Origin of the sequence: Agrobacterium leguminum (assembly GCF_015704895.1) — a bacterium.
Taxonomy (GTDB): domain Bacteria; phylum Pseudomonadota; class Alphaproteobacteria; order Rhizobiales; family Rhizobiaceae; genus Agrobacterium; species Agrobacterium leguminum.
In genome coordinates, this window is sequence record NZ_JADQWB010000006.1 from 1 (window position 1) to 14,765 (window position 14,765).

Below are 14,765 nucleotides of genomic sequence, written 5' to 3' on the forward strand. Positions count from 1 at the left end.
CGGTGCGTCTGGCGCAGGGGTCGTCGGATCGCAACCACATCAACGACTGGGCGCGGCGTTTTTCCTATGTCTCGGGCCAGCGTGCGGGTGCCGACTGGAATTTCGAGACGCCGGGCATGGTGCCGGGTACGATGACGCCGTCGCTGGTGCAGATGCCGGATGCGACGAAGCGCGAGCTTTACGAATATCCGGCCCGCATCAAGACGGTGGAAGAGGCCGAGCGGGCGCAAAAACTGCGCACCCAGTCCATCGAAGCCGATCATGACCGGGTTTTCGGTTCGTCGACCGCGCGCATTCTGGAAGCCGGCCGCCGCTTCACGCCTTACGAGGTCGCCCATCCCGAACATGCCTATGAAGAGCATGTGATCATCAGGGCAAGCCACAGCATCGTCGACCTCTCCTATGAGACCAATGGCAACGAGCCGGAATACCGCAATCACTTCGAGGCAATCCCCGCCCGTGTGCCGCTGACGCCGCACCGGGCGACGAAACGCCCGCGTATCGAAGGCACGCAGGTGGCGATCGTCGCCGGCCCCGAGGGCGAAGAAATCCATCCTGACCAATATGGCCGCATCAAGCTGTGGTTCCCGTGGGACCGCAAGGCGAAGAAGGATGGCACGGATACGTGCTGGGTTCGTGTTGCGCAGAACTGGGCCGGCTCCACCTGGGGCGGCCAGATCATCCCGCGCATCGGCATGGAGGTGATGGTCGCCTTCGTCGACGGCGATCCGGACCGGCCGCTAGTGACCGGCGTCGTGCCGAACGCACGTCAGACCGTTCCTTATGATCTGCCGGCGAACAAGACGCGCAGCACATTCCGTACCAACACGCACAAGGGGTCCGGATTTAACGAATTGCGGTTTGAGGACGAGGCGGCCAAGGAGGAGGTATTTCTCCACGCCCAGAAGGATACGAATTTTGAAATTCTGAACGATTACTCCAAGCGTGTGGGACGCGATAAATCGGAACTCGTGGCCAACGACAAATCGACGGAAGTTGGTGGCGACCATGACGAGGTCATAGCGGGCAACATGTCGATTGCTGTCGGCGAAAATGCCTTGTCGAACCTTCTGAGGGACAAGACGAAGCTCGTCTTTGACAAGGTTGGAGCCGCATTGGGCAAACTCAAGATCCCGGACCCTTTCAATTTTGCAAAAGGAAATTTCCAGCTTTTCGTGGAGAAAAATCACTCGCAGGTCGTCGGTATTGGTTCTTCTGAGGTTGTCGGCGGGGCGAAGTCAACGGTCGTCGGACATACCTATCAAACGACGGTGGGTAAGTCTCACAGTGTCATCGTCCGGGGACGCTCCGACACAGATATCGGGCGTATCATGAACATCCGGGTGGGCGAACAATTGACGATCAAGGTGGGAGAGAACTCGATGCTGACGATGTCGCGCGAGGGGCATATCGTGATTCAAGGGAAGCATATTCATTTCCAAGCCGACCAGATTACACAGAACTGAGTGTAGGCCATGGCTGAGAAACCGTCAGGATTGCCGCCGTCTCGCATGCTGGGTGTGCCGTTTTCCGCATACGACGACGACAATGTCCTGGAGATGTTGAAAACCGACCTGTCGACATTCAAACGTCACCCGTTTTTTCCGGTGTCTCCGGGGATCACGCCGCCATTTCGCGCGGATGCTCCCCAGCAGTCGTTCAATTCCAATGGCGGATTATGCGAATATATACCCGCTGTGAACGAGACCGTGCTTTTCGGACGATCGTCCAGCGCAAACAAACTCCTTCCTCAAAAGGAGCGTGAGAACGAGAGCAAGGAAAGCGCCTGGAAATTCGGTGAACTAAGCAAGGACTACAAGGACGCTGGCGTCGGCAAGAAATATCAGCGTGGCGTCAGGGAGTATCTTGCTTCGGGCTATACACGCCGCAACCCGGACGGAAAGACCGACCATGACACCGACTGGCGCGGCAAATGGAAAGAACGGAATTTCCAGGTTGCTGAATATACCTGGTGGAAAGCCGACAAAAAACTGGCTGGAGACAGTTTTGGTGATCCGGCAAAGGATTGGGCTTCAGGAGAATACAAGCTCGGAGCACTGGAAGGTGACGGAAAGGCCGGATTTTCTGTCACCAAAGGCGGAATTGATGCCAAATTGAGCGCAAAAGCCAGTGCCGCCGCTGCCCAGGGCAAAGTCGAAGTTCTCAAGGATCAGGTCATCTCTGGAGCCGCAAAAGGCGCGGTGCTGAAAGGAGAGCTGGAGGGGGAGGTTGCTTTTGTCGGTAACCCTGAAGAGGTGACGGGGACCCTGAAACTTGCCGCCAAGGCAAATGTCATCGAGGGCTCGGTCAACGGAGAACTCTGCCTGACGCCAAGCCGTGTCGGCAATCCTGTCATCAAAGCGTGGAACTGGCTGTTCGAAGAGCACAACCAACTCATTGAGGACAAATGGGATATAGGTGTGTGCCTTGGCGGTGAGCTGCAGGGAGCCGTTGGCGCTCAGGCTGAGGCATCTGCGGAAGCAGGCGTGAAAAAGGGAAAGGCGCGTGCCGAGGTCGGCGCCAAACTTGGTTTCGGCCTGGGCGGCGGCGCTAAAGTGTCCGGCGGCTTGACGGGTCTCGATAAGGCAGCAGACCTCATCAAGGGATGGCCGGGAAAATGATACGGAGAACCGAACGTTGAAGCCTCTATTTCTGGTGCTGCGCCGAATGTCTTTTTCGGCGATGGTTTTAGTGACGACCGCAATTGGATTGGATGTTATGGCCGAAGATTATACGAGTCGTTTGACCCTCGACAGCACGGCGAAGGCATCGGAGCCATATAGCTTCCAGGAAGCCAAGGATCTTAACTTTCACTCGGTCAAGATCGATAAATTTATGTGGTTCAAAGAAAAGCGGGCACTGTCCGAATGGGATAAGTACGAAACCTTCGACAATGTGACCCTGCAGACGATCGGTTATGATCCTGCCAATCGCGATCATTTCGAAATCCAGATCATCACCGCCGAGATCAAACCGGAAAAGGTTGCGCGTGGGGTCGATTACGCCCGGCTCTTTGCGAAAGAGTGGGCACCTTCGGTCGCCGCGATGAAGGAATATGGTCGCGACGCTGGCGATGTGTTTGCCCTCGGGCCGGATAATGGGTTCAACCGCCGTGAGAGGGTCGCGGTTTGGCGCGAGGACAAGTCTCTGCTCATCGTGCGCGCTGGCTACGCAGAAGAGGAGGCCGCCCGCGTCGAACCCCAGATTGCGCAATTTTTCGGAGCTTTGAAGCTCGACAACGAGACGACTGACAGCATTGATGGCGCGATGCATCTGGAAAAGCTGCCGTCGAGCGGTGGCGCCGCCTACTCCGCACGCCTGCCGGACGGATGGAAAAAACTGACGCAGAACAGCGATCCCAATCCGTCCTATACGGGAGCGATATTCACAAATTCCAATGATCCGGACGGAAACGCGGCTGTATCCCTGTTCGTCTTTCCAACACCCAAGTCGGATATGTCGCCAACTGAGGATCAATTGCGTCAGCTTGCCGCGAAGGTGGTGGAAATCGAACTGCAAAATCTCATGCCGGAGGTCGGCTTTAAGCTGGACGAGGACGTCAGCTTCGTTCCCGGCGAAAAAGTTGGCGATGTGGATAAGGGCTTCATCGACATCGTTACTCTCCAGGGTAGCGAGCAAAAGATACGCGCCAGAACCGTATTAAGCTTCCGGAAGGGCGTTGTCGCCGCAGTAGCTTCGCTCACGGCGTTTCCCGCCACGCCAAAAGACGTTGCAACAATGATCCATACCGATTTCGTCACACGCACCATCGGGGAGGGTTTGGCGGATCAACTGAAATGAAATCTTTGGTCGATGGGGCGCCGCTCATTTTGGGATCGGCCTTCCACCTGGGTGAATTTAGAGGGAGTTCGCACGATATGAACCAGATACCTGATCGTAAAGCGCTTTTAGGGGACGCTCTTCCGTTGCCGGAGGATGCATGGGGGAAGCTTCTGAAGCTCGCGACGATGATCGAGTTCGATGGCTCCGGGACGCTGACGATCCGAAACGGCGAAGCCCGAATCTCATTGGGCTCTGACGGCGTGGTGAGGGTGGAAGGCAAGAAGATTATCCAGATGGCTCGCCAGAATATTGCGCTGGACGCTGCGTATATCGACCTGAACTGACCGGCATGTGGGCTGTCAGCAATAACACACCTTTCTCCGCGGACGGCTATTTCATTCGCGACCGCGATGGAAAGGAACATTGGTGTGTCGCCGTGCGCGGGCGGTTTCGCGCGCGTCCGGACGGTATGACGGATCTTCTTGAGCCGCAGCCCATCCGGCTCTCTCCAGCCTATCGCGATGCCGAGGCAAATGAGCTCTTCGCGGATGCTGATTTCGCGCCTTTCAGGCCTGCCGCAGATATTCTTGTCAATGGCTCAGCCGTTGCGCTTGACGAGAAGCCCATAGACCGTATCGATGTCACGGTTGCTGTGGGTACAATGACCAAGAAGGCCGCCGTCACGGGCGAAGCGCGCATGGTCAAAAAAAAGCGCGGCTGGGAGGTTGCCGAAAAAGAGCGGGCCTCACGCGTCGAACTGTCATGGAGGCGTTCGCTCGGCGGAAGCGATCTCTTTGTGGATGATGATGGGGCCGAGTGCGAAGCCAATCCAATTGGCCGGGGCTGGTCACGTCATTTCGAGCGCGCGCCGGAGGGCGCGGAGCTGGCTATGCCGCAGATTGCCGCTCCCGCCGATGTCTTTGATCCCGGTCGTCCGCTTTCGCAGCCGGTCGGGTTCGGTGCGATTCAGCCGGCCTGGGCAACGCGGCGTATTCATGCCGGCACCTATGATGAAGCGTGGATGAAACACAGGTCTCCGCTTTTGCCTTCCGATTTCTCGGAAAATTTCCACCAGACCGCGCCCGTCGATCAAATCTATTCCGGCGAGTTGCGTGGTGGCGAACCGGTGCGACTGGAAGGGCTTCATCCGGAAGGCGGTTACGCATTTCGTCTGCCACAATGTATCCTCGAAGCGGACACTCGGATCGCCGGCAAGACGCTGACGCACAGGTTCAGGCTTGTTCAGGTGGAAATCACTGGCGATGAGCGTCTCGTGGATCTGGTATGGAATGCCCATGTGCCCTGTGGCGGGCGCGATCAGGACGTTGAAGTCTCTTTCCTTCGACTGAGGCAAATGGCCGGGGTCGTCGCATGAGGGCGGCGGTTTCAATTCTGGCGGCCGGCCTGACATGTCCGGCGGGCAAAAATTTTGAAACGGCAATTGCCGCCTATTCGCGCGGCGAACGGTTCACCGAGAAGGACCGCAGCCTGGTGATGGCGGACGGGCGACCACCGACCCTTGCGCCGGTCTATCCGTTGACGGAAGAGCGGGACTATGTCGAACGGCTGCGAAAATTACTCGCCTGCGCGCTTGCCGATTGCGTTGCGCAATTGGCGAAGTTCGGACAGGAAAGCGCGGATTATGCGATGCTTCTGCTGCTGCCCTATTGGATGGAGGACGGACCTGTCGCTGAGGACTTTAATGCCCGGATCCGCCAATTCCCTCTGCCGCAGGTGACGAACCTCTTCGTTTCCTTTGGTGGGCAGGCTGAAAGCCTGCAGCTTGTTGGCAGGGATGGTCCGGAAATCGTGAGGAGAACGGGGAGAATTGTTCTTGTTGCAGTCGTAGACAGTTATATCCACTCAGACATGCTCGACAGTCTGGCTTATCACGGTGAACTGCTGACACGTGACAACCCCTACGGCATGGTTCCCGGCGAAGCTGCGGCCGTGTTCGCACTTGGGCCGGAAGATGACGCGCGGCTCGGTCGAATTGCGCGCCTTTCTACCATGGAAGAGCCTGAAAACCCGATTGATCCCGAGCGCGGATTGATGGGCCGCGCCCTTGCGAGCTGTTATGGGACGCTCCTCGAAGGAGGCTTTTCTCCTGATCGCTTCATTGTCGATCTCAATGGCGATCGCGTACGCGCTGAGGAATTTGGATATGCGATCACCACCAATGCTGCGCAAATGGCCGACCTGTCCGACAGGGCAGAAATCCCCGCGCTTCAACTGGGTGATCTTGGGGCCGCGAGCGGGCTTGTGATGGCGGCGCTTGCGCTTGGGCCTGCCCCTGGATCGCTCGTAGAAAAGACAGAGCCGGGGGGCGAGGAATTTCTCTACAGCCTTCTGTCCGCCAGTTCCCGCGACGGGCTGAGAGCGGCAACAATTGTGGAAAGCGTCCAGCGCGACATAAAAACCGGCAGGATAGATGCATGAAGGAAACAATCCGCATCAATGGGATTACGCTCTGCCACAAAAACTCGAATGGCTATGTCCGCTCGACCTTACCGGATGTTTGCCTGACCCCACCCAAGCCTGTGCCCGTGCCATATACGAATACCGCATTTGCCCGCGACCTTGCCGACGGGACCACCACGGTGTTTTCGCATGGCGGGGCGATGAATGGCGTGCGCGGCTCGCGGTTCGCCAAATCGATCGGCGATGAACCGGGTTCGTCCGGCGGGATCAAATCCGGTACGCATCTGCATGAGGCCACTTTCCTGTCCTGGTCTCCCAACGTGTTCATGCAAGGCCGCGCAGTGACGCGCCTTACCGACAAGATGCTCCTCAACAAGGGCAACAGCGTATCGGTCGGGGGTTACAAAACCGACCTGCCCGAAGGCCATCCCGAGCGCTATCTCTGCGAAGTGGGCTGCCGCTGCTATGCGCTGCATCGTCCGAGAAACAGCGTTACCGAGGGGCTTGAATGGGTCGATCAGGTTTTACCACGCGACGACGAGGCCAGCCCGGGGCGTTATCAGCGCTGTGTCGATGCAACGATCCAGGCGCAATATCCGAACACAGTCCTTGGCAGCAGCATGCCGGTCGGCGATCCGCGCACCAATTACGGCTATGTTTCCGAGCTTGGGTTCTGGGATCCCAACAACCCGAACAATCAGTTCCCGGACAAGCCGCCCGGCAATGTCATCCTGCAGGGAGAGGAACACGACATTCCAAAGGTTCCCCGCCGGGCGCCCTGGGGCGGCACGCGATGGTTCAATGTGCGTGGCTCCCGGTGGCTGGATGTGGTGAAAGTCGAAAACGGCCAGATGACCCACATGTATGACATGAAGTTTCCGGGGGACAAGTTTCCAAATGATCCCACGAAGAATGCTGCTTATGAGGCTATCGCATTGCGTCACAGGGCCAGATACAGGGAATTCGTGGTGCTGGATGAATGTGACAATTGCGAGGAATCCGTAAGGCAGCGCGAACAGGAACGTCAATGGGAGGCCGAAGAACGATGGCGACAGCTAAAAAAAGGCCTTGAGAATGGCCCGCCGATCTGGCTTCCGTTGCCAGGCCCCCGGCTTCCTGGCGGACGCCGACCTCCGATACCAAGCTGGTAAGGATAATGTTATGAATTTAAACGAACTCGTCGGCACGATGGCCATCCTCGAAGAGCGCGGTGAACTCGATAAATTGGACGAGATCGGTTTGCCACCGGGCAACGCGATTCAATGGCTGTTTGGCCTCACTGCTGGTTTCTATTTTGCAGGTGGTGAAACACCACGGATACGACGAGCCGCACTCGATCTCGCCGCGCGTTACTACGATGTGACGACAGGAAACACCAATCTGCTGACGGTCGGTGAACGTTCGCGCCGCCTGTCTTCGAGAGATGACATTGAGCGACATCTAGCACAAAGCAATTACCTTGATGAGAAGGAGACCGCAGGCTTTTATATAAGACACATGCCTGCCCAAGCTCTGCGGTCGACAGATCCGGTCCACGACTATTTGACGGCGCTTCTTCCGGGCATTGGGTACCGTGGCGGCAACGGGCACCTGATGTACCAGACGAGGTTGTCAGAACTATCGCGAGATCCAGTAGGTGTTGTGCGTTCCTTCGTTGACGCCTGCCGTGACCTTCAGGTCTTTTATGCCGTTTCGGGGATGTCGCTTTTCTTCTATTCCTATGCGGCAGGCGCAACCGAACGGGCCTATCCTCTGTTTCGCAGATTTCCGGGCCTCCTCTACGAAGATGGCATCCGTTTTGGGTTAATCATTTCGCAGCGCACTGATGTGATTCGTGACGTTAATTGGCTTACGGCCGTCAACGATGAGTTGCTCGCGCGCGTCGGTGGTCTTGAGAAGGCAAGAGAAGTACTCGGAGACGATATCGTCCTCCATCCCTACGAAGGGGGCGTCGTTTTCCAAGCGGGTGAACGGCCTGTGCTGGGTGACTTGAATAAGGGGCGGGTGCCGGCGGCCTATCGCGCGGTCAATGATTTCCTCAAGCCCCTGCGCTACGAGAACTGGGATTATCCTTATCTGCGAGCACCCTACGATGTCGATGAGATGGAGTATACGCAATGGTGGACACATCGATTTGACGATGTTGATCGTTAAGGTTGCTCAGTCTCGTGAAGTTACACGAACTCATCACTATAATGGCCACCCTCGAAGAGCGCGGTGAACTCGAAAAACTGGACGAAATCGGCCTGCCACCCGGCAATGCCATCCAATGGCTGTTTGGGCTGACATCCGGATTCTATTTTGCCGACGGAGAAACGCGTCAAATACGCCAATCTATGCTGGGTTTGGCACTGCGTTATTACGATCTGGTAGAGGGTAACACCAATTTATTGTCGTTGAATGAGCGGACACGCCGTATTTCAGCAGGAAAACAGATTGAGGAATATCTGTCGCAGGGCGAATATTACGACGAGAGGGAGACCGCGAGCTTCTATATCAGGCATATGCCAAAACAGGCGTTGCGTTCGACCGATCCGGTTCACGACTACTTTACTGCTCTTCTTCCTAGTGCCGGTTATCGCGGGGGAAATGGTCACCTCATGTGCCAGACGAGGCTATCGGCGCTGTCGCGCGATCCGGCAGGTGTGATCCGTTTCTTCGTTGACGCCTGCCGCGACTTGCGGGTTTTCTATGCCGTGTCGGGTTTGTCGCTCTTTTTCTATTCCTATGCGTCGGGCGCAACTGCAAAAGCCTATCCTCTGTTTCGCAGGTTTCCTGGGCTGCTTTACGAGGATGGCGCGCGTTTTGGATTGGCCATACGAGACCGGACGGACACTATCCGCGACGTGAACTGGCTGACAGCCATCAACGATGAACTGCTCTCGCGGGTTGGTGGTTTCGACAAGGCACGAGCGGCACTCGGCGAAGAAGTCATCCTTCATCCTTACGAGGGTGGTGTCGTTCTCCAGGCTGGTAAACGGCCTGTGCTCGGCGACCTGAACAAGGGGAGGGTGCCCGCAGCATATCGCGCGGTGAACGATTTCCTCAAACCCCTGCGTTACGAGAATTGGGAGCGCGCCTATCTAAGAGCACCATACGATGTCGATAAGATGGAGTACACCGAATGGTGGACACGCCGATTTGACGATGGCGAGCGCTAGGATGGCGTCTTGGATATAAACGAACTCATCGTCAGAATGGCGCTCCTCGAAGAGCGCGGTGAACTCGAAATACTGAACGAAATCGGCCCACCACCCGGCAATGCCATCCCGTGGTTGTTCGGGTTAACGGCCGGGTTCTATTTTGCGGATGGTGAAACACGGCATACACGCCAAGCCATGCTGGATCTGGCGCTACGCTACTACGACCTTGCGGAAGGCAACACAAATTTGTTGTCCTTTAACGAGCGCGTACGCCGCATCTCGTCACGGGAAGACGTTGCGCAAAGTCTGTCACAAGACGAGTATTTTGACAAAGGGGATACCGCGAGCTTCTATATCAGGCACATGCCAAAAAAGGCGCTGCGTTCCACCGATCCGGTTTACGACTACTTTACTGTCCTCCTTCCAAGCGCCGGCTACCGCGGCGGCAATGGGCGCTTAATTTATCAGACGCGGTTATCGGAATTATCACGCAACCCGACTGGCGTGGTTCGCCTCTTCGTTGACGCTTGCCGCAATCTCCGGGTTTTTTATGCCGTTTCAGGGATGTCGCTTTTTTTCTATTCCTATGTGGCGGGTGCAACTGAAAGAGCATATCCTCTGTTCCGTCGGTTTCCCGGCCTTCTTTACGAAGATAGCAGTAATTTCACTCTGGAAATATTGCGTCGCACCGATGTGATCCGTGACGTGAATTGGCTTACAGCCGTCAACGATGAGTTGCTCGCGCGCGTCGGTGGCATTGAGAAGGCAAGAGAAGTACTCGGAGACGATATCGTCCTCCATTCCTACGAGGGGGGCGTCGTTTTCCAGGCGGGTGAACGGCCCGTGCTGGGTGACTTGAATAAGGGCCACGTGCCTGCAGCATACCGAGCGGTCAACGATTTCCTCAAGCCCTTGCGCTACGAGAACTGGGACTATCCCTATCTACGGGCTCCCTACGATGTCGATGAGATGGAGTATACGCAATGGTGGACACATCGATTTGACGATGGTGAACGTTGAGTTTGTCCAGCCTCGTGAAGTTAAACGAAACTTATTGCCATCATTTCGTCTCGACGCTGCCTTCCGATGCAGCTGGCTGCGTCGCGACCGTTTTGGAAAATGCGGGATCGTCGTTATAAGGCGTGCTGCGGAAGAAGGCGGTTGAAAGGCGCTGGATCGCGGCGATCCGCTGGGGCCGTTCGTCGTCTCGCGCGCCTCATAACCAGGGATGTCGCCAAGAGCATGCCCTATCGATTAGGCGGGTGGAGTTGCCTGAGAATGACTTATCGCGGAGACGCGCATCCTACACGAATTTGCGCTTTCGACCGGTATCGATACCGACGGTTCTGCGTAACTTCCACGTAATTTTCGGTGTCCATACGTCTCCGCCTTGGTGCGTCGCAACGGTCGACGGGCGACCGTAGCGGCGATGGCTCGAAAGGACAGACATGAAAAAGATCATTTCAGGCGTACTCGTTTGCTTGACGCTGACAGCGTGCAGCCAGACGGAAAAGGGCGCCGGCATTGGTGCGGCGAGCGGCGCTATCATCGGTGGGTTGGCGAGCGGCACTTGGGAAGGCGCTGCAGTGGGAGCCGCCGCAGGCGGCGTGGGAGGGGCAGTGGTAGGCAACATCAGCGAACGTAACGACAGGAACCTCCGCGACCGCTGGGAACAACGGGACCGCCGCGACTACGGATGCAGATACCGGGATCATTACGGTCGCTGCCGATAAAGATTGCGGCCTGAGAGGCGCACGTCAAAGGCGAGATGGATATCGGACGGACTTCGGTTTCTCCGGTCTCCCACGTCCGCAGCAGTTTCATGATGTCCCACAACCTGACGGTCAGGACATCACGACTGTTGAGTTTATCTGAACCAGAGCCGTAGTTTTGCTGTAAAGACTATCGGGAATGATAGTCCGAGACTGGACTGATTAGGCCACTATGAAACTTCTACTTATCGAAGACGATCCGGAAATGACGGATGCGTTGAGGGTGGCCCTCTCGCAGCATGGCATCGTATTTGATGCTGTTGGAGATCTGGCGACGGCGCGGGAAGCAATCGCTATGGCGGATTATGATATTGTCCTTATCGACCGGCAACTGCCGGATGGTGATGGCAGTACCTTCCTCGCCGATTTGCACCGCACGGGTTCAAATACGCGATCGATCATCATCTCCGCTCTGAGATCGACCGACGAGCGAATTTCCGGCCTCAATGACGGCGCCGATGACTATTTGCCGAAGCCGTTCGAAATTCCCGAGCTGATTGCCAGAATGAGCGCTGTGCTGAGGCGGGTGCCGACAGCCGGCCCATTCGTCCTGTCGGCAGGAAACGTTACCTATGATCGGGTTTCATGCGATGTGCATGTCAACGGTGTCAGGCTTGCGCTCACCCGAAGGGAACTGCTCATCATCGAAACTCTTTTGAGAAACCGTGGTCGTACCGTGTTGCGCTCGTCCCTTGAGGGGCAGGTCTATTCCTTTGACGACGAAATCCAGTCGAACTCACTGGAGTCCAACATGTCTCGCCTGCGCCGAAAGCTTGGCGAAGCGGAGGCCGACATTGTTATCAAGAACATTCGTGGCATAGGCTACTACCTTCATGAGCAGAAATAGGATGACCAGCACATCCCTTCGCTGGCGATTTACTTTTGGTTTTATTGTCCTGCAGCTCTGCGCGGTCATCGCCTCGCTCAGCCTGGTTTTCTATCTCCTTTCTGGCCTCAAGCCCGATGTGGCGATCACGTCCATCTGGCTGTCTCAGGAAATCGCAGACTCGGTCCGTCTCGAGCCGAATGGCCGACCCCATCTGGTTCCGACGGCCGAGCTTAAAGAGATTATGGAGGAAGCGCCTGACCTGTGGTTCGTGGCAGACCTTGGAAAAGATATCGTCCTTGCACACGGCGCGCCTCCCGGGAAAATTGCCGACAACATGCCATTCCTGCGGGCGTTCAGAAGTGTCGAACTCCATGGTGACCTGAACGATCCGCTGAGTGTCGCCCGCATGGAGCGTTTCGACACAGAGGCCGGTGAGGCAACGATTTTTGCCGGCGGTGTTTCGATGTCCCAATATGGTGTGACCGTGCTGTTGGGGAACCTTGCCATCGGCGTACCGGCGCTGATCCTCGTCGCCATTTCCCTGATTGGCGTCCCGTTTGTCACACGCTGGGCTTTGCGGTCCTTCAGCGACCTGACCAGGCGTCTCGACAGGATCGATCTCGACACACGTGGCGCCCTGGTGGAAGAGCGGGGCCTGCCCACTGAGGTGCTTCGTCTGGTGCGCGACATCAACAGGGCGCTGCGTCGTCTCGATAGCGGCTTCGAGGCTACGGAGCGCTTCTTTGTCAACGCGGCCCATGAACTTCGAACGCCGATTGCTGTCCTGCAGGTGAGAATAGATACGCTTTCACCAGGTGCGGACAAGACACACCTGCAGACGGCCATCAAGCGACTTACAGCAATCGCGAACCAGCTTCTCGACACCGAGAAGTACCGGCAGAAGCCCCAGCAGAATGCACCTGTCGATCTCAACAGCATTGTGTCGAAGGTGGTCGCCGACCTCGCGCCCCTGGCGATCGCCGAAGGTTACGAGATTTCGTTCGATAGCGATGCGGAAAACCTGTTCGTTCCCGGGGATGCCGAAGCTCTGGAGCGTGCATTCGTCAATCTGGTTCGTAATGCAGTCCAGTACGGAGGCGGACGAGGACAGATATCGGTCAGTATTGAGGCTGACGGCAGCGTGACTGTCGCCGATCAGGGCTGCGGAATTGCCGGTGACAAGCAGTCGCGCATATTCGAGCCGTTCTACCGTGTCAGCCCTCACGGCTCAGGTGCGGGGCTGGGGCTCAGCATGGTCAACGAGATCGTCACCCGTCACGGCGGCTACGTTGAGCTTTCGTCCGCTCCAGGCAAGGGCAGCACATTTGCCGTACGCTGGCGCGAGAAGCGCGTTTTCCAGCAGCGGTAGGTCCGTCGCCTGCGCCAACAGGTCAAGGCGTTTTCATCCGTCGATGTTGGCTGAGCACGGTCGCGATCGCTTGATGTCGGGCGGGCAATCTTTGGGATGCCATCCACATTGCAAGCCCTCTTTGCCGATCGGTTGATCTTACAGCGCGTGCCAAACGGATCAGGCGCGACGACCGCTCTCCGTAATTTTCAGGTAACTCTCGTGACAGAGAAAGCCCGCAAATTTCAATAGCATGGGCCACGACTAAATGACACGACACATTACCCGCAAGCGTTTCATCCTGGCGGCGGCAACCCTTGTCGGTCTGCTGGTCGTCTGGCTGCTGTTTCTGCGTCCGCCGGCGAAGCCTGAACTGGTGACCGCGCAGGCGCGAACGGGTGACATTGAAGAGGTGGTGCTGGCGACCGGGGTTCTCGAACCGCTCGAGCTGGTGCGTGTCGGCGCCCAGGCCTCGGGTCGCGTTGAGCATCTGGCTGTCAAGATCGGTGATATCGTCGAGGCTGGCCAATTGGTGGCCGAGATCGATTCCCAGACCCGGCGCAACACCTTGCGGGACCGCGAGGCCGCTTTGGCCAATATCCGCGCCGTTCTCGCTGCGCGCAGGGCCGGTCTGGTGAAAGCCGAGAAGGATTTCGAGCGCGAGCGTGACCTGCTGGCAGGTGGTTCCACGCCGCGCGCCCAGTATGACGCCGCGGTTGCGATGCGAGACACCGCGCGGGCTGAGGTTCAGTCGCTGCATGCTCAGGTCGCCCAAGCGCAGGTCGCGCTGGAATCTGCGGGTATAGAACTGGACTATACGCGCATCACTGCCCCAATTGCCGGCACGGTGGTCGCGATCGTCACTGACGAAGGCCAAACCGTGAATGCCCTGCAGACCGCGCCGACCATCGTCATGATCGCCCGATTGGACACAATGACGGTGCGCGCGGATATCTCCGAGGCTGACGTCGTGCGTGTAGGGCGCGGCCTGCCGGTCTGGTTCAGCATTCTTGGCGATCCGAAGCGCCGTTTCGATGGGGAGTTGCGACAGGTGGAACCGGCCCCGGCCTCCATCGCCAACGAGAGCAACGCCGCCGCGAGCCGGATTGGCGCAACCAACGGCGCGGTCTATTACACCGGGCTGATCGACGTGGCGAATGCCGACGGGGTCCTGCGGCCCTCCATGACGGCGCAGGTGTCCATCGTTTTGAGCCGCGTCAGCGGCGCCGTGCTGGTTCCGCTCAGCGCAGTGGAAGGCGCGCTACGGGCCGGGGACACGGCGCGTGTCCGCGTATCGGACGCGATGGGCGAGGTCCAGATCCGGCAGGTCCAGGTCGGCATCGATAACGGCGCGGACATCCAGATCCTCAGCGGTCTTCAGGCAGGCGAGACCATCGTCCTGGGGGCATCCACGGATGAACGCACCGATGGCCAGGCTCAGCTGGCCGCGGCGAAGCGATAGGGCGCGC

General features: G+C 57.6%; 14 protein-coding genes. All 14 read left to right on the plus strand.

Going from position 1 to position 14,765, the window contains the following annotated elements; all coding sequences use genetic code 11:
- A partial coding sequence (gene tssI / locus I3J13_RS10905; RefSeq protein WP_196378788.1) for a type VI secretion system tip protein TssI/VgrG occupies positions 1-1,466 on the plus strand: 1,466 nt, incomplete at its 5' end.
- 9 nt (positions 1,467-1,475) lie between these two features.
- Positions 1,476-2,621 (plus strand): hypothetical protein, encoded by a 1,146-nt coding sequence (locus I3J13_RS10910; RefSeq protein WP_196378789.1) that lies wholly within the window; start codon positions 1,476-1,478, stop codon positions 2,619-2,621.
- A gap of 16 nt (positions 2,622-2,637) precedes the next feature.
- Positions 2,638-3,801, plus strand: coding sequence for a hypothetical protein (locus I3J13_RS10915; RefSeq protein WP_196378790.1), 1,164 nt, complete (start codon positions 2,638-2,640; stop codon positions 3,799-3,801).
- Positions 3,798-4,127, plus strand: coding sequence for a hypothetical protein (locus I3J13_RS10920; RefSeq protein ID WP_080853974.1), 330 nt, complete (start codon positions 3,798-3,800; stop codon positions 4,125-4,127). The genes I3J13_RS10915 and I3J13_RS10920 overlap by 4 nt, the downstream gene beginning before the upstream one ends.
- Positions 4,128-4,132: 5 nt before the next feature.
- On the plus strand, positions 4,133-5,158 hold the full coding sequence (locus I3J13_RS10925; RefSeq protein ID WP_196378791.1) for a DUF2169 family type VI secretion system accessory protein: 1,026 nt from the start codon (positions 4,133-4,135) through the stop codon (positions 5,156-5,158).
- Positions 5,155-6,222 (plus strand): hypothetical protein, encoded by a 1,068-nt coding sequence (locus tag I3J13_RS10930; protein ID WP_196378792.1) that lies wholly within the window; start codon positions 5,155-5,157, stop codon positions 6,220-6,222. Before I3J13_RS10925 ends, I3J13_RS10930 begins: the two co-directional genes overlap by 4 nt.
- Positions 6,219-7,355, plus strand: a complete 1,137-nt coding sequence (locus I3J13_RS10935) for a DUF4150 domain-containing protein (protein WP_196378793.1) — start codon at positions 6,219-6,221, stop codon at positions 7,353-7,355. Before I3J13_RS10930 ends, I3J13_RS10935 begins: the two co-directional genes overlap by 4 nt.
- 10 nt (positions 7,356-7,365) lie before the next feature.
- Positions 7,366-8,358, plus strand: a complete 993-nt coding sequence (locus tag I3J13_RS10940) for a type VI immunity family protein (protein WP_196378794.1) — start codon at positions 7,366-7,368, stop codon at positions 8,356-8,358.
- Between the two features lie 41 nt (positions 8,359-8,399).
- Positions 8,400-9,365, plus strand: coding sequence for a type VI immunity family protein (locus I3J13_RS10945; RefSeq protein ID WP_206696167.1), 966 nt, complete (start codon positions 8,400-8,402; stop codon positions 9,363-9,365).
- 9 nt (positions 9,366-9,374) lie between these two features.
- Positions 9,375-10,367: a type VI immunity family protein gene (locus I3J13_RS10950; RefSeq protein ID WP_196378796.1), complete on the plus strand. Its 993-nt coding sequence runs from the start codon at positions 9,375-9,377 to the stop codon at positions 10,365-10,367.
- 428 nt (positions 10,368-10,795) lie between these two features.
- Positions 10,796-11,080, plus strand: coding sequence for a YMGG-like glycine zipper-containing protein (locus I3J13_RS10955; protein WP_196378797.1), 285 nt, complete (start codon positions 10,796-10,798; stop codon positions 11,078-11,080).
- 211 nt (positions 11,081-11,291) lie between these two features.
- Entirely contained in the window at positions 11,292-11,966 is a 675-nt protein-coding gene (locus tag I3J13_RS10960) for a response regulator transcription factor (protein WP_196378798.1), read from the plus strand.
- Position 11,967: 1 nt separating this feature from the next.
- Complete coding sequence (locus tag I3J13_RS10965; RefSeq protein ID WP_196378799.1) at positions 11,968-13,317, plus strand: sensor histidine kinase; 1,350 nt, start codon at positions 11,968-11,970, stop codon at positions 13,315-13,317.
- A 247-nt stretch (positions 13,318-13,564) separates the two neighbouring features.
- On the plus strand, positions 13,565-14,758 hold the full coding sequence (locus I3J13_RS10970; RefSeq protein ID WP_196378800.1) for an efflux RND transporter periplasmic adaptor subunit: 1,194 nt from the start codon (positions 13,565-13,567) through the stop codon (positions 14,756-14,758).
- Positions 14,759-14,765 lie beyond the last annotated feature (7 nt).